Genomic DNA, 16314 nt, shown 5'->3' with positions numbered 1-16314 from the left:
GTAACGCACATAAAAAAACGCGAGCTAAAAGCTCGCGTTTTTTTATGTTATTTATTAAAGTTAGCTAGCCAGTGCTGCTTTTACTTTATCACGGTAACTTCTACTTACTTTAAGCTCTTGTCCGTTATCTAACACTAATAAATATTCACCACTAACCTGAGTTACCAGCTTGCTAATTTGTTTGGTGTTAACAATCGCGCTGCGATGAACACGTACAAATAAGCTTGGATCTAATTCTTGTTCAAGCTCTTTCATAGTTTTACGTAATATATGCGTTTGCCCATCTTGGCAATGCAGACACATGTAATCACCTGCCGCATCTACCCACTGTATAGTAGCAACGGGTACTCTGACAATTTCGCCCTGCTCTTTTACGGCCAATGACTCAGGATAACGACGATCTGTAAGGGTATCGCCTGTGGCTAATTTCTTTAAAATTTCTTCGCAGTTATTGCCTGTTATCCCTGCTACGAAGCTCGCTAGTTTTTTCTTATGGGCGTTATCCTGCTGAGTTTTTAAATAGGTATGCACTTTTTCTACCGCCTGTTTTAATCTGTTATCATCAACGGGTTTTAAAATGTAATCTAAAGCATGAATTTCAAATGCTTTAACAGCAAAGTGATCAAACGCCGTAACAAACACAATGGCAGGTAAATCTTTACTGCTTTCACTTAAAGCACGTGCGACTTCAAAACCGTTCATACCAGGCATTTGAATATCAAGAAAGACAAGATCAATTTTTTCGTTTTTACAACTTTCAATCGCATCAAAACCTGAGCTACACAGTTTGATCACTTCAATATCAGAAAACTCTTCAAGCCTGACGGCTAAACCTTTACGTGCTAATGGTTCATCATCAACAATAAGCGTTTTTATTCTTGTCATTTTTTCACAGCCTTCTCAAACGGGACTCGCAGATTAACTTTTAATCCACTTGGCGTATTATGTGATAATACAAACGAGTAATTATTTTCGTAGAGCGTTTTTAATCTGTCTCGGGTGTTTGCCACACCTACGCCTTGTGCATTAACTAACTGACCATTTTCAATATCAGTGCCAGGCCCATTATCGCCCACTTCAAGTAATAATTCATTAGCAAAAACTTGCGCTTTTATATCAATAACACCACCTTCTGACATATGGGCAATGGCGTACTTAATGGCATTTTCGATGATCGGTTGTAATATTAAGCTTGGCACTAATGCTTGTTTGGCCTGCTCACTCACGTCCACATTAACTTGTAAGCGCTCATCAAAACGTACACGTTCAATTTCTAAATAGAGCATTAATGCATGTAACTCTTGCTCCAGCGGCACTTTTTTAATTGGATCAGTATTAAGCGTATAGCGTAAAAAGTCACTCAATTTAGATACCATCAAGTTAGCATCTTTATTTTCTTTTACCAAAACTAAGGTTGATATTGCATTGAGCGTATTAAACAAAAAATGAGGATTTAGCTGGTATCTAAGCATTTTTAACTGCGCTTCGTGCGCCATTGTGGTCGCTTTTAAGGCTTTTTGACGTTCACTTTGTAATAACTGGTAATACTTAACCCCAAAGTACAAACCACTCCAACACAAAATAATATAAACAGAATCAAGTCCTTGTTGTAAATAATAAAACCATTCTTCAGGACGGTATCCGTGGCGATAAATTTCCCACAGGTTAAACTTTTGCACCACGGCCCATAATGTACCGGTTATATAAGAGGCGCCAAATACAACAATAATTAATACCCAAGGTGAGGCATTCCAAATTTTGCGATAAATATAACGCAGAGGCACAGTCATTAAACAGCCCGCATAGGCGTTTAGTAAAATAACGAATACGTAAATATCACGCATTTCGAATACTTTAGAACCAATATAGTTAACTAACGCATAACCTATCCAGCCTGCAATTTGCAAAAGCCAGAAAAAACGTTGTCTGTTATCAATTAAAGACTGCCAATTCAAAATTAATTATTACCTTGTAAATTTATCACTATTATATCGATTTATCGTCAGGTATAGCACTACCAACTGTCTTACTTTTTAATAGCCCTATCGCAAACAATAAATTAAATAAATACAGGATGGATGTTCAGTTCTGGTTTAGTGGTTACGTTAAACAAACTAAAACTCGTGTTGCAATTACCCCTTGCGCGGATGATTTAAAACGCATAAAAAAAGCGAAAGGCATCCACCTTTCGCTTATCAATGTTTACTTTTCTTTTTTAAGCAAGTTTATCTGAAACAACTTTATAAGTCGGATCTTCAATTACGTTCACTTCAACTAAGTCACGTGCTTTATGAAGTAGTTCTGTACAGTCTTTACTTAAGTGACGCAAGTGCAGCTTTTTACCCGCTTTATTGTATTTGTCAGCTAAGCTGTCGATGGCCTCAATCGCACTATGATCCGCAACGCGACTGTATTTAAACTCAACAATCACATCTTTAGGGTCATTCTTAACATCAAATAAATCAGCAAAGTTTTTAACCGAACCAAAAAATAAAGGCCCATGTAGCTCGTACACTTTTGAACCTTCTTTATCAATATAGTTAGTTGTGTAAATATGTTTTGCATGCTGCCATGCAAACACTAACGCAGAGACAATAACACCTACACACACCGCAATCGCAAGGTCGGTAATAACCGTTACACCCGAAACTAATACAATCACAAAAGCATCAGATAAAGGCACGCGTTTCATCATTTTGAAACTCGCCCATTCAAACGTACCCAGCACCACCATAAACATAACCCCAACTAATGCGGCCAGTGGGATCATTTCGATTAAGCTTGAAGCGAAGATAATAAATGCAAGTAACATCAATGCGGCACTAATACCTGATAAACGCGAACGTCCACCTGAATTAATGTTGATCATAGATTGGCCAATCATGGCACAGCCACCCATTGCACCAAAGAAACCACATGTGACATTGGCCGCACCTTGGCCAATACATTCTTTATTAGAATGGCCACGGGTTTCTGTAATTTCGTCAATCAAGCTTAGCGTTAACAGCGATTCAATTAAGCCAATTGCTGCAAGAATAAGCGCATATGGAAAGATAATTTGTAGTGTTTCTAGGTTAAAAGGGACCATAGGAATATGAAACTGTGGTAAGCCACCGGCAATGGTTGCAGCTTCATTTCCTGTCATGCCTTTTAAGAAATCAAGTACCGTACGTGCTTCTAAATCAAGACCAATCACTAAACCCGTTACAGTAACAATAGCAACCAGTGATGAAGGCACCGCGGTAGTTAATTTTGGTAAAAAGTGAATAATTGCCATCGTTAGCGCCACTAAACCTAACATGATGTAAAGCGCAGTGCCCGTCATCCACATTTGGCCGCCAGCACCATCAGGCACTTTAAACTGTCCAAGCTGGGCTAAAAATATAACAATCGCTAAACCGTTAACGAAACCGAGCATAACAGGATGCGGAACCATACGAATAAATTTACCGAGCTTAAATACCCCAGCCAATATTTGTAGTAGTCCCATCAGCAACACAGTAGCAAATAGGTATTCCACTCCGTGATCAACTACTAAACTTACCATCACAACCGCTAATGCACCGGTTGCACCCGAAATCATACCCGGACGACCACCAAAAATAGCCGTAATTAAGCCCACAATAAATGCGGCGTATAAACCAACAAGAGGTTCTACATTTGCAACAAAGGCAAATGCAACAGCTTCTGGGATCAAGGCAAGTGCCACTGTCAATCCAGAGAGAATATCGTTTTTAGCAGAGCTTGGCGCTCTGCTGAGTAAGTTAAACATTGAGTTCCTCAGTTTTATTTCGCTAACAAAAAAAGCGCTAGATTTTATCAAATTAGCGCTCATTTCACAATTATAGTTAATTCAGCCTGTGTGCTTTTAGCTGCTTAGTAAAGTTTAAAGTGGCAGCGCCGTGCTTCGTTTAACACACGTCATGGTCACATTAGAATGAACCTCTTGTACATATTCTAAGCTAAGCAAGTTATCGCGTACAAAGTGCTCATAACCTTCTATGCCTTGAGAAATAATACGCAACATAAAGTCCATAGTGCCAGCCATGGTGTAACATTCAGTCACTTCATCATAGCTAAGTATTAATTTTTCAAACTCAGCTAAATTCTTTTTACCATGGTTTGATAAACGTACATGGGCGTATACCAACATATCAAAGCCCAGCTTTTTTTCATCAAGCAATGCGACTTTACTTTTGATGTAGCCATCTTGTTCTAATTTAGCAATACGACGCCAACAAGGAGACTGAGAAAGTCCGACTTTGTCTGCAATCTCAGCAGTTGATAAACTTGCATCTTGTTGTAAAAGTGCCAATATTTGGCGATCTACGTGATTTAGAGACATTTTATTTCTTATTTATCTAATAAATTGGTTAAATTATACAGCCTTTTTAAAAAGCAGTCTGCTTATTTTTAACAAATATGCACATCAACCAAACTGGCCACTTACAAATGGGTTAGTAGCCTGTTCATGAGCAACATGGGTGTTGTCACCATGGCCACTTAAAATTGCAGTGTTCGGTGGTAATGTCATGATATGTTGCATTATAGAGCCGATTAGCTGCTTGCTGTCGCCTTTAGGAAAGTCGGTACGCCCTATTGAACCTTTGAAAATAACATCCCCGACGATAACCGTATTGTGTGCTTGTTGATAAAACACAACATGCCCTGGCGTATGGCCTGGGCAATGAAGTACTTTAAATTCAAGCTGCCCAACCTTGATACTATCACCATGGGCTAACCATTCATCAGGATAGAAGGAGTTGATCGGTTTAAAGCCAAACATAGTGGCTTGCATCGGTAAATTGTCGAACCAAAAACGTTCATCCTCATGAGGCCCAATCATCTTTACCTTGTGTTGCTCGCGTAAATTATGCGCAGCGCCTACATGATCTAAATGCCCATGGGTTAACCAAATCGCTGCCAATGATAAATTATGCTGCTTAAGTGATGCATTAATTTTGTCAGCATCACCGCCAGGGTCAACCACGACAGCTTGCTGGGTTTGTTCACATACTATAATTCGGCAATTTTGCATAAACGGGGTTACGGGAATAGTGATTATTTTCATCTTATATTTCTTTATCTTTTTGTGCTGGAATAACTATATTCTCTTCGTATGACATTAAAACTGGGTATTTCAAATAAGCTTGATCATAAAATGGGCTATGCTCATATAACCAATTTAAACGTGCATCAGCGTTCTTAGCAAAGTCTTTATCCTGGTTTACTTTTTTATCAAATTCTTGGGCTAATTTGGGGTCATCAGCAAGCATTTTTTCAGCAAACGGTATCAAAGCATAATTTTCCATATATTCAGTGCGCTGAAAAATAGTATTAAACTCCCCCCAAGCAAAAAATGAATCTGGTGCTTCAGGATGTAGCAAGTGGACAGCTAACTCTCCTGCCTTTTGCTGCGTACTCACTTCAAACCAACCATCTAAATCCACATTTGTAGCTGGTACATAATCAAAACTAGCCGACACTCTAAAACGCCCTTCAAATGGCGCTTTATCAAAACTATATTGCGCTACTTTTGCCATTTTTAATGGCTGAGTGTTGGCACCACTGAGCTTATTAACTGACACCCCATGCAGGGCTAATTTCTCAATAATATCGGTGTAAACAGGTGGAATAAAAAATGATTTTGGTACTTCAACCGTGTGCTGCACCTCTTTTTGCCAAAAAATAGGCAGCTTGTCATAATCCTGTTTTTTACCCAAATAGCTTACTTCTTGTTGATTTGACAATGGGCTCAGGCTTTTAGAATAAGCAATACCTTTAAACGCGATATGATCAGGCTGCTCAGAATAACCACGCTTAACAATTAATTGCTTAGGAACAAATTCTTGTTCTTTTTTTACTGCATTAGCGAGTTTATCTTTATGCGCTGATAATGCTTCAATAGCACCATCTATAAACACATAAGTCCCTAACACGCGTTGTTTGTATGGCTTTAAAGAATGGTTTTCAACTAAAATGGTAGGCAATGACTTTAAATCACCCCACCCGTTTGAAAACCGCGGTGTGGCAACCCAACCGGCCAGCCCAGATTTAAATTCTTGCTTATCCATAACAAACACTAAAGGGCCCGGAATATGGCCTTGCTCAGTGAGGGTTTGATCAATCATTGGTTTAAAATAACGGTTAAGCGCATCTGAAATGGCAGGCGACTCGCTAGAAAATACTGGGTTATAGCCATAGGTTACATCGTATTGGTAATCAGCCCCATCAGTCACGTGTACGTCAATATACAAATTCGGATTATAATCATTAATTACTTGAAGGACGCTTTTAACCTCTGGCGTATCAAGCTTAGTATAATCACGATTTAAATTAAGATTATTTGCGTTTGTTCTAAAACCCATTTTGACAGGGCCACGCTGATTAATACGATTAAACGCACTACTACGCTCGTGACCATCAACGTTTAATATTGGGATAAATAAAATGTTTACCTTTTTTAATATATCGCGTCGTTTACCCGTAGCAATATCTCTAAGCAGCATAAACATCGCATCTTTACCATCAATCTCACCAGCGTGAATACCAGCCTGAATAAGCACGGTTGGTTTGGTGCTATTGGCCATTTGCCCCGCATTAAAAAAACCTTGTTCGCTGGCAATCAACATTTTTATTGCTCGTTTACTATTACTATAGCCAATCGTTTTTGATTTAAATTGAGTGGGATTCGCAGCCACTAATCTATCAACAAATGCCATGGTATTAGCATAATTGGGAGACGAGACTCCTGCAGAAATTTCAAAGTCTGTGGTTAAGGGTCCCTGTTGTTGCAATAGTGAGGTACTACTACCTTCCCATGGTAATAATGGCGGTAAATGATTGCTATTTGCCATACTTGCAGATAAAACCAATAAACTTATAAACATATACTTCTCTAACAAACCCATTAATTAAGAAAAATTATAGCAATTAAACTTTTCTAGTTGCCAAAACTGCGGTGGTTCAACAAAAAAATACAGCCAACGGCATTTTTAGTTGCAGCCCAGCCACGCTATCAACATCTACTGAATAAAAAGGGCTAATAAGTACCTAAAAAAACGAACACACAACGGTAATAAATAAAGGAAAAAGCCTACAAGCGCATAAAAAAGATAATAAATTACAGGCACAAAAAAAGGAGCCATAGGCTCCTTTTTAATACTTATACAAAAACTTAAGCTGCCGCTAGGCCTTCTTTTGCTTTTGCTACAAGCGCTGCGAATGCAACTTGGTCGTAAACAGCGATATCTGCAAGGATCTTACGATCGATTTCTACAGATGTCTTTTTAAGACCATTGATAAAACGGCTGTAAGACAGACCATTTTGACGTGAAGCAGCATTGATACGTGCAATCCATAGTTGACGGAAAGTACGTTTCTTAGCACGGCGGTCACGGTAAGCGTATTGACCCGCTTTAGTAACAGCCTGGAAAGCTACGCGGTAAACACGTGAACGTGCTCCGTAGTAACCTTTCGCTTGTTTTAAAACTTTTTTGTGACGTGCACGTGCGACAACGCCGCGTTTAACTCTTGCCATTTCTAAAAACCCCTATTAAGCGAATGGTAACATACGTGAAACTAGACCATGGTCATTTTTATGAACCATCATCTTAGGACGTAGGTGTAACTTACGCTTAGAAGTTTTCTTAGTCAGAATGTGACGAAGATGCGCTTGTTTACGCTTGAAACCGCCAGAAGCAGTCTTTTTGAAACGCTTAGCAGCGCCACTGTGACTTTTTAGCTTGTAAGCCATTGCAATAACTCCAAATGTATTGCTTTAAAATTAGTAAGCAGGCGTGAGATATATTTCTATAGCTCCACTTTTAGGCCTAACTTACTGCCATATTCCGGTGAAAACCCAGCATAAATGCCGCAATTTTACTTTAAAACCGGTTAGCACAGGTGAATATTTGCATATTACTTGGGTACCTGAACTAAATTCGGTGCGTATTATCGCCTAAAAATTATTTTTTAGCAACAGGCGCCATCATCATAACCATTTGGCGGCCTTCAACACGATTGGGGAAAGACTCAACTACTGCTAACTCTTCTAAATCGGTTTTGATACGGTTTAATAATTCTATACCAATTTCTTGGTGAGCCATTTCGCGACCACGGAAGCGGATCGTAATTTTAGCTTTATCGCCAGCTTCTAAGAACTTACGTAAGTTGCGAAGCTTAACCTGATAGTCACCTTCATCCGTGCCAGGACGGAATTTGATTTCTTTAATCTGGATTTGCTTTTGCTTCTTCTTCTGCTCTTTTAGTTCTTTGCTTTTTTCAAAGATGAACTTACCGTAGTCCATAACCTTACAAACAGGCGGCTCAGCATTTGGGCTAATCTCTACGAGATCAACACCCGCTGCATCAGCCATAGCTTGTGCGTCTTTTAATGACTGAATTCCAGCTTGTTCGCCGTCGATGTCGATTAAACGAACTTCTTGAGCTGTAATTTCTTCGTTAATACGATTTTTTTGAGCTGTTTGTTGCCCTTTCTTGCCGCCTCTAATAGTACGTTCCTCCAAGAATATCAATAATATAAGTGTGTAGTTTGGCTGTTTGTATATGCCCTACACACTCGATTTTTTTTACTGTCGACTTTTAATTTCTTCGCTAATTTTAGCTACAAAATCATCAACATTAAATTTGCCTAGGTCTTCACCTGTGCGAGTACGTACTGCTACTTCTTGTTGTTCAACTTCTTTATCGCCAACAACCAGTAAGTAAGGAATACGCTTAAGTGTATGCTCACGGATTTTAAAGCCAATCTTCTCATTTCTCAAGTCAGCAGCGGCTCTAATTCCAAGTTTATTTAATTTTTGTACAATTTCCTGAACATACGGTGCTTGTTTATCGGTGATATTCATAATCACCACTTGCTTAGGCGCAAGCCACGTTGGGAATAAACCAGCATACTCTTCTGTTAAAATACCGATAAAGCGCTCAATAGACCCTAATATAGCGCGGTGTATCATAACAGGTGTACGTCGTTCGTTATTTTCAGCCACATATGTTGCGCCTAAACGACCAGGTAATGCAAAGTCTAGTTGCACTGTACCACACTGCCACGCTCTGTCTAAGCAATCGTACAAAGTAAATTCAATTTTAGGTCCGTAAAAGGCACCTTCACCTGGTAGGTAATCAAATTCAATGTCATTTGCTTTAAGGGCATCAGCAAGTGCAAGCTCAGCTTTGTCCCACATTTCATCTTCGCCGATACGTTGTTCTGGACGAGTTGAAAGTTTAACTACAATTTTTTCAAAGCCGAATGTTTCATACGTATCGTAAACCATTTTAATACAGGCCGATACTTCATCCATGATTTGTTCTTCAGTACAGAATACATGCGCATCATCTTGGGTAAAGCCACGCACACGCATTAAGCCATGAAGCGCGCCTGATGGCTCGTTACGGTGACAACAGCCAAATTCAGCCATACGAAGCGGTAAGTCACGGTACGATTTTAAACCTTGGTTAAAAATTTGTACGTGGCCTGGGCAGTTCATTGGTTTAATCGCATATTCGCGCTTTTCAGACTCAGTGGTAAACATTGCGTCTGAATATTTTTCCCAGTGACCTGATTTTTCCCATAATGAACGATCCATCATCATTGGACCTTTTACTTCTTCGTAGCTGTATTCACGTAGTTTTTCACGAACAAACTCTTCAAGCTCACGGTAAATGCTCCAACCATCGTTGTGCCAAAATACCATGCCTGGCGCTTCTTCTTGCCAATGCCACAAATCAAGGGCTTTACCAATACGACGGTGATCGCGTTTTTCAGCTTCTTCTAAACGCTTTAAGTACGCTTTAAGTTGCTTTTTATCGCCCCACGCTGTGCCATAAATACGTTGTAGCATTTTGTTTTCAGAATCACCACGCCAGTATGCACCTGCTACCTTCATTATTTTAAAGTTTTGGCAGAATTTCATGTTTGGTACGTGAGGACCACGACACATGTCTACATATTCTTCGTGATGATATAATCCTGGACGGTCATCTTTTGCGATGTTCTCGTCCAAAATTTCAATTTTGTATATTTCGCCACGCGCTTCAAACGTATCGCGTGCTTCTTGCCAGCTTACTGTTTTTTTCACTACGTCGTAGTTTGTTTTTGCAAGTTGCAGCATACGCTTTTCAATGGCGTCTAAGTCATCTTGTGACAAAGAATGTTCCATATCGATATCGTAGTAAAAACCGTTATCAATAGTTGGACCAATAGCCATTTTAGCTTCAGGGAAAAGTTGCTTAACTGCATGTCCAATCAAGTGAGCACAAGAGTGACGAATAATTTCTAAGCCGTCGTCATCTTTAGCGGTGATGATTTCAAGACGAGAATCTTCACTAATAAGATCACACGCATCAACACGATCGCCATTAACACGACCTGCAATGGTTGCCTTAGCAAGACCAGGGCCAATATCGTTTGCTACATCAAGAGTACTTACAGGGTTTTCGAAACTACGCTGACTTCCGTCAGGGAGAGTAATAACTGGCATTATAAATCCTTACATACAGTGGTGACACCTACAATGTATCACGTGTATTTTCTAATAAAATTAAATGAGAATGACTCGACAACGCTCTTACGAATAAGCATTGACTATTTTTCGCCTTAGTTGGCTAATGTAGATGCTGAGTCTGCTCAACTACAAAAAAGATATTGTCGCGTGCTGCAGCGTTAATTACAAGTTTTAAGCTATTAAAAACCACGCAAATTTAGCATAAATGTGCAATTAATAACTTTTCTTCAGTCAGGTAATCTCAAATTAACGTTAAACACGATATTAAAGCAGCACGTAAACTGCTTAAACTCGCATTTTAATGCGTGTTGCGTATAATAACCGGTAATTAAGTTATAGTAGAGATTAACAATGAGAACATGTGGTGTAGAAATTACCGGTAGTGATGTACTACTTTGTATTTTAAGTAAAGATAACGACGTTTTTGATATTCGTGACGTGCGCCAAACACGCTTTACCTTAGGTAACGGTAACGACACTGAAGTAATGCGTAAATTTCAATTTGATTTTGCAAAACTAATGCAAGATTATCAAATTGATTCTGTTGCCATTCGCGAACGCCAGCCTAAAGGTAAATTTGCAGGCAGCGCTAAAGGGTTTAAAATGGAAACAGCTATCCAATTAATCGACAACCTCGATGTTCGCGTGTTTTCAACTACTGAAATAAAAGAGCAAGTAAAACGTAACCCGATCCCTATCGCGTTCGAAGACACCGGTCTTAAAAAATATCAAGAAAATGCATTCGTTAATGCTTACGTTTATATCATGAAAAAAACCTACCGCAGCGACGAAATGTAAATTAATTCCCCTTTTTGTAGAAACGCGTAATAGCTCAATATTACGCGTTTTTTTATGCTTAAATTTTCCAAATACAAGTGTAAGACATTAGTCTAACCCCCTTCCCTTTGTCGACAATTCGTGTTTATTTAATCAACAGGCTTTAGATGGATAAAAACATGGAGAATGTCATGAAAGCGACACAAACAGTGCTCAAAGAAGTAGAACAAATAAACACTATACCGCTATCAAATAGTTATTTTAAGGGGAGTCAAAGCACACCACTGGTAGAGCAAACTATTGGAGAATACCTTAACTCAATTGTCGACAATAACCCTGAAGCACTCGCAGTTGTTGTTGCTCATCAAAATATTCGCTTAAGCTATAAAGAATTTCAGCAACAGATTGATCAGCTGGCTATGGGCCTGTTGGCATTAGGGGTAAAGCCCGGTGACAGGGTCGGTATTTGGTCACCCAATAATATACAATGGTGCTTAACTCAATTTGCCACGGCCAAAATCGGCGCAATCATGGTGTGTATTAACCCCGCTTACCGCCCAAATGAACTGCAATATGCCCTTAATAGTGTTGAATGCTCTACACTTATTACTGCCACAGCGTTTAAGAGCAGTCACTATATTAATATGCTACAAAGTTTAGCCCCAGAGCTAAATAGTTGCCAAAAAGGGGAATTAAAAGCCGCTCAGCTTCCTTCATTAAAAAATGTAATTTGCATAGGTGATGAGCCAGTAAATGGCATGTTTTCATTTAATGAAATTCTCGCTTTACCCTCAGAAGCCCACCAGTTAGAACTTCAAGCGGTGGCTAAAACCCTCAATTGCAATCAAGACATTAATATTCAGTTTACCTCTGGCACCACAGGAAACCCTAAAGGGGCAACGCTAACGCATAAAAATATTCTTAATAATGCACTGCTTGTTGCCCAAGCAATGCATTTTACTGAACATGATAAGCTGTGTATCCCTGTACCACTTTATCATTGCTTTGGCATGGTTTTAGGCAGCTTATTGTGCGTAAGTAAAGGCGCTGCAGCTATTTATCCAAGTGATTCTTTCGATCCAAAAACCACATTAGAGGTGGTACAACAAGAAAAGTGCACCGGACTTCATGGCGTGCCTACCATGTTTATAAGCGAGTTAGAGCTTAATAACTTTAACGAGTATGACTTAAGTACACTGCGAACGGGTGTTATGGCAGGCTCAACCTGTCCTGAACAGGTGATGCGTAAAGTACAAACACTCATGAATATGAATCAGGTGGTAATTGCCTATGGGCAAACAGAATGCAGCCCAATTAATAACATTACCGAAACCGACTCTTCTATTGAGCGTCAAGTCACTACGGTTGGCCGAGCGCTTGCACACACCGAAGTAAAAATTATTGATGAGGTTGGTGAAATTCAAAAAATCGGGCAGCCTGGTGAAGTATGTAGTCGTGGGGCCGGCATTATGCGTTGCTACTGGAATGATGAAGAGAAAACCAAAGCCACTATCGACAATGAAGGCTGGCTGCACTCGGGCGATTTAGGGGTAATGGACAGTGAGGGCTTTGTCAGCATTGTTGGCAGAATTAAAGACATGATCATTCGTGGCGGAGAGAACATTTATCCACGCGAAATTGAAGAAGTGCTTTACACCTTCCCCGGTATACAAGATGCCGCTATTTTTGGTATTAGTGATGAAAAATTCGGTGAAGAAGTATGTGCTTGGATCCAACCCAAAGAAGGTGAAGTACTAGATGAGCATGCAATTCGATTATTTTTAAAGGACAAACTCGCCTACTTTAAACAACCTAAATACATTCGCTTTGTTGAAAATTACCCGATGACGGTAACCGGCAAATTGCAAAAATTTAAAATGCGTGAACAAATGCAAGAAGAGCTCGCCGAATCTGCATTTTCGTAATCCGATTCAATGCGAAGCACTATCAGCTTAGTGCTTTGCATTGTCTTACTCAATTTCAGGTTGTTTAGGGTCAACAAAGTCAGTAATACTTATATTTCGTCCTGCATTTTTAGCTTTATAAACCCCTACATCAGCTGTTGCCAACAATGATTTAATTGAAGGTCTATATGTCGTGTATTTATCAATTGCAATACCAGCAGAGACAGTAATACGGTTAAAGGGTGAATACTGATGTGCAATCGGGTCGGCTGCAAAGCGTTTAGGTAAGTCACTCAACCAATCTAACTCATTTGCCTGTAATATTTTTACCAATATAAATTCTTCACCACCAAAACGCACCACAATATCAGCGTCACAATGTTTTAGTCGGTTTGCGACTGCTATTAGTACGTTGTCTCCCTCTAAGTGGCCGTAGTTATCGTTATAATTTTTAAAATAGTCGACATCAATCATGGCTAACCCTAAATATTGTGATGGCGCTAACTTGTTAATTAATGCTTTACAGCGTCTATCAAAACTATGCCGATTATGCATACCTGTTAATTGATCGGTATTGGCTTTTTCAGTTTCAAATAATTCCGCTTTATATTGCTTTCTTAATAGGATATCTAGTTGATATTGCACTATGGCCAGTACAATAACTATGCTGAAATAAAAATAAAGTGTCCACGCAATCGAAGTAGAAGAAAAAAGCTCAATAAATATCAGGGCAATGCCAATTATTGACCATAAAACCAGTTTATGTCCTAAGTGCAGCATCGGTATGGCTATAAATGCAGCAGCGACAAGCATAGGTCCACCCTCTTTTAATTCACTATAGCGTTGCACATATACCCAGAAGAAATAACTAAATAAAAAACAAAATAAAACCGCATAACTGAAAAAGCGCGAATGCAAGTACTCTGAACTTAGTGTTTTATTTATAATAATGAGGACTATCGATAACAACACCATAGTTACGCGTAAAATTGTTATGGTTGAATTGGCAGGCTCTTGTTGATTAAGCCAAGACATAAAAATAAAAGACAATAAAAACAGTGTTACTAGATAGAGTGATGCATCAGCAAGACGCATTGAGCTTTTATTGAGTTGATTTTGGAAGTTGTGCTCTGTTGCACTTGAAAAATAAAAAATTGAGGGAATAAGACGCACCTGCACTCTCCTGAATAAGCTCACTTATCCTTATCCACACTATAGTTTATTGTTATTAATTAGCGAGTTAAATTTACCTTATTAAATAATATTATACATTACTTTTGCTATATCCTGAACAATCCCTATTCAGGGTATAACGAATAAAAGTAGAGAGTTAATTAAATAGCCGAGGCGCTACTATACAACGCCTTGTTCAATCATTGCATCGGCTACACGTCTAAATCCAGCGATATTAGCGCCTAGTAGTAGGTTGCCGGGTTGATCAAACTCTTTTGCGGTATCGCTTGCTGTTGTGAAAATATCTTTCATTATTTGTTTGAGCTTTTCATCTACTTGCTCAAATGTCCAGCTTTGCATACTGGCATTTTGTGCCATTTCTAATTGGCTCGTTGCCACCCCACCTGCATTTGCTGCTTTGCCAGGTCCATAAGCAATTTTTGCTTCTATGAAACAATCAATCGCTTCTTTGGTTGAAGGCATATTTGCTCCTTCACTGACTAAAGTACAGCCATTTTCAAGTAGTGCTTTTGCATCCGCTTGGGTTAATTCATTTTGTGTAGCACAAGGAAAAGCCGCATCCGCACTGTAACGCCATACAGCATGACCATCCTGAGGGTACTCATCGCGAGGCGTATACTTTGCCTGAGGGTGAGTATCTAGGTAGTCACTCAAACACCCTCGTGATTGCTCTTTTAATTGCTTAATGAGTTTTAAGTCAATGCCACTCTCATCGTACAAAGTGCCTTTTGAGTCACTACAGGTGATAGGCGTAGCCCCTAATTGATATAATTTTTCCATGGCATAAATTGCCACATTGCCAGAGCCTGAAATTAAACAGCGTTTTCCTGATAAGCTGTCATCACGATCTTCAAGCATATAGTTAGCAAAATACACTGCGCCATAACCCGTTGCTTCTTTGCGAGCAAGCGATCCGCCCCAAAGTAAACTTTTACCGGTTAGTACGCCTTCATAGCGCCCTGTTAAGCGTTTGTATTGGCCAAACATATAACCAATTTCTCGTGCCCCCACACCAATATCCCCTGCAGGTACATCGGTAGTCGGGCCAATATGACGATATAACTCGGTCATAAACGATTGGCAAAAACGCATTATCTCGCCATCAGAGCGTCCTTTAGGATCAAAATTAGCGCCTCCTTTGCCGCCGCCTATAGGCAAACCAGTCAGTGCATTTTTAAAAATTTGTTCAAAGCCTAAAAATTTTATGATGCTGGCATTTACACTTGGATGAAAACGTAAGCCGCCTTTGTAAGGGCCAAGCGCCGAATTAAATTCGATTCGGTAGCCTTTATTCACTTGAATATTGCCCTCGTCATCAACCCAAGGCACGCGAAACATTAACTGGCGCTCTGGCTCTACCATTCTTTGAATAATTGCTTGTTGTTGGTAATGACTGGTTTGCGCAAATATAGGCTCTAGCGAGTCTAGCACTTCTTCTACTGCCTGATAAAACTCACATTGCGCAGGGCTCGTCTGCTTTAATTGCGCAATGGTTCTGTGTATATAATTCATATTTATTCTTCCATGTAGGTATTTTTTAATTTGAAATAGGAAAAATGATCAATGCTATTGCTAGTGAAGAAATTAATTATCCGATCATTATTTTTACACTTTAACATCATAGATAAACTGGATGCACGTGTTTGATGTTGAATTAAATTGTTGTTTCTTTTTGTATAAAAACTCATTAAAAAAGAATTTATATGCTAAAAATAGCCGTTTGAATGAATAACATGTTAAAAGTATTAAAAAAATAGTAAAACAAAATACGACTCTACAGTTTTACGAGAGCGACAAAATAAAATGCTTTATGAGACTGAAGTTGTAGAAGAATAGACTGATAATTGAGTAAATGTGGAGAGGTCAAAATGGAGGTTGTATTCAACCTCCATAAAATAGGCTCTATTAGCGTT

Annotated in this window: 14 protein-coding genes; 2 read left to right on the top strand and 12 right to left on the bottom strand. The window is 39.2% G+C overall.

Features of this window, described 5'->3' with window-relative positions; genetic code table 11:
* Positions 1–60: 60 nt before the first annotated feature.
* From CWC14_RS06885 to thrS, 10 genes are all read right to left on the bottom strand, one after another.
* Positions 61–885, bottom strand: a complete 825-nt coding sequence (locus CWC14_RS06885; RefSeq protein WP_008110464.1) for a LytR/AlgR family response regulator transcription factor — start codon at positions 883–885, stop codon at positions 61–63.
* Positions 882–1955, bottom strand: coding sequence for a sensor histidine kinase (locus CWC14_RS06880; protein ID WP_008110465.1), 1074 nt, complete (start codon positions 1953–1955; stop codon positions 882–884). Before CWC14_RS06880 ends, CWC14_RS06885 begins: the two co-directional genes overlap by 4 nt.
* 260 nt (positions 1956–2215) lie before the next feature.
* Positions 2216–3772 (bottom strand): SulP family inorganic anion transporter, encoded by a 1557-nt coding sequence (locus CWC14_RS06875; protein ID WP_138562038.1) that lies wholly within the window; start codon positions 3770–3772, stop codon positions 2216–2218.
* Positions 3773–3886: 114 nt separating this feature from the next.
* Positions 3887–4345 (bottom strand): Lrp/AsnC family transcriptional regulator, encoded by a 459-nt coding sequence (locus CWC14_RS06870; protein ID WP_008110469.1) that lies wholly within the window; start codon positions 4343–4345, stop codon positions 3887–3889.
* A gap of 84 nt (positions 4346–4429) precedes the next feature.
* On the bottom strand, positions 4430–5071 hold the full coding sequence (locus CWC14_RS06865; protein ID WP_138562036.1) for an MBL fold metallo-hydrolase: 642 nt from the start codon (positions 5069–5071) through the stop codon (positions 4430–4432).
* 1 nt (position 5072) lies between these two features.
* Positions 5073–6890, bottom strand: coding sequence for a M14 family metallopeptidase (locus CWC14_RS06860; protein ID WP_138562034.1), 1818 nt, complete (start codon positions 6888–6890; stop codon positions 5073–5075).
* 287 nt (positions 6891–7177) lie between these two features.
* Positions 7178–7540, bottom strand: a complete 363-nt coding sequence (rplT, locus tag CWC14_RS06855; protein WP_008110477.1) for a 50S ribosomal protein L20 — start codon at positions 7538–7540, stop codon at positions 7178–7180.
* Between the two features lie 15 nt (positions 7541–7555).
* Entirely contained in the window at positions 7556–7756 is a 201-nt protein-coding gene (rpmI, locus tag CWC14_RS06850; RefSeq protein WP_002960713.1) for a 50S ribosomal protein L35, read from the bottom strand.
* A gap of 211 nt (positions 7757–7967) precedes the next feature.
* On the bottom strand, positions 7968–8528 hold the full coding sequence (infC, locus tag CWC14_RS06845; protein ID WP_008466946.1) for a translation initiation factor IF-3: 561 nt from the start codon (positions 8526–8528) through the stop codon (positions 7968–7970).
* A gap of 63 nt (positions 8529–8591) precedes the next feature.
* Positions 8592–10502 carry a threonine--tRNA ligase gene (gene thrS, locus CWC14_RS06840; RefSeq protein ID WP_138562032.1) on the bottom strand — a complete coding sequence of 637 codons (1911 nt, stop codon included), beginning with the start codon at positions 10500–10502 and terminating at the stop codon, positions 8592–8594.
* 375 nt (positions 10503–10877) lie between these two features.
* Here thrS and CWC14_RS06835 point away from each other — a divergent pair, with 375 nt between their 5' ends.
* Both CWC14_RS06835 and CWC14_RS06830 read left to right on the top strand, forming a co-directional pair.
* Positions 10878–11324, top strand: a complete 447-nt coding sequence (locus CWC14_RS06835; RefSeq protein WP_008110482.1) for a DUF3010 family protein — start codon at positions 10878–10880, stop codon at positions 11322–11324.
* A gap of 170 nt (positions 11325–11494) precedes the next feature.
* Positions 11495–13228 (top strand): AMP-binding protein, encoded by a 1734-nt coding sequence (locus CWC14_RS06830; RefSeq protein ID WP_138562030.1) that lies wholly within the window; start codon positions 11495–11497, stop codon positions 13226–13228.
* Between the two features lie 45 nt (positions 13229–13273).
* Here CWC14_RS06830 and CWC14_RS06825 read toward each other — a convergent pair whose 3' ends face one another.
* Positions 13274–14380 (bottom strand): GGDEF domain-containing protein, encoded by a 1107-nt coding sequence (locus CWC14_RS06825; protein WP_076921080.1) that lies wholly within the window; start codon positions 14378–14380, stop codon positions 13274–13276.
* A gap of 180 nt (positions 14381–14560) precedes the next feature.
* Complete coding sequence (gene gdhA / locus CWC14_RS06820) at positions 14561–15913, bottom strand: NADP-specific glutamate dehydrogenase (protein WP_138562028.1); 1353 nt, start codon at positions 15911–15913, stop codon at positions 14561–14563.
* Positions 15914–16314 lie beyond the last annotated feature (401 nt).

This window comes from Pseudoalteromonas sp. S3260, assembly GCF_005886925.1.
Taxonomy (GTDB): Bacteria; Pseudomonadota; Gammaproteobacteria; order Enterobacterales; family Alteromonadaceae; genus Pseudoalteromonas; species Pseudoalteromonas tetraodonis.
Note: the sequence above shows the minus strand (reverse complement) of the source record. Positions and strands in the feature narration are given on the sequence as shown.

Excerpts from the sequence above, each read along its gene's own strand:
- thrS (WP_138562032.1), bottom strand. The coding sequence starts at position 10,502 with ATGCCAGTTATTACTCTCCCTGACGGAAGTCAGCGTAGTTTCGAAAAC.
- rplT (WP_008110477.1), bottom strand. The coding sequence starts at position 7,540 with ATGGCAAGAGTTAAACGCGGCGTTGTCGCACGTGCACGTCACAAAAAA.
- CWC14_RS06830 (WP_138562030.1), top strand. The coding sequence starts at position 11,495 with ATGAAAGCGACACAAACAGTGCTCAAAGAAGTAGAACAAATAAACACT.
- rpmI (WP_002960713.1), bottom strand. The coding sequence starts at position 7,756 with ATGGCTTACAAGCTAAAAAGTCACAGTGGCGCTGCTAAGCGTTTCAAA.
- CWC14_RS06875 (WP_138562038.1), bottom strand. The coding sequence starts at position 3,772 with ATGTTTAACTTACTCAGCAGAGCGCCAAGCTCTGCTAAAAACGATATT.
- CWC14_RS06885 (WP_008110464.1), bottom strand. The coding sequence starts at position 885 with ATGACAAGAATAAAAACGCTTATTGTTGATGATGAACCATTAGCACGT.
- CWC14_RS06870 (WP_008110469.1), bottom strand. The coding sequence starts at position 4,345 with ATGTCTCTAAATCACGTAGATCGCCAAATATTGGCACTTTTACAACAA.
- CWC14_RS06835 (WP_008110482.1), top strand. The coding sequence starts at position 10,878 with ATGAGAACATGTGGTGTAGAAATTACCGGTAGTGATGTACTACTTTGT.
- CWC14_RS06860 (WP_138562034.1), bottom strand. The coding sequence starts at position 6,890 with ATGTTTATAAGTTTATTGGTTTTATCTGCAAGTATGGCAAATAGCAAT.
- CWC14_RS06865 (WP_138562036.1), bottom strand. The coding sequence starts at position 5,071 with ATGAAAATAATCACTATTCCCGTAACCCCGTTTATGCAAAATTGCCGA.
- gdhA (WP_138562028.1), bottom strand. The coding sequence starts at position 15,913 with ATGAATTATATACACAGAACCATTGCGCAATTAAAGCAGACGAGCCCT.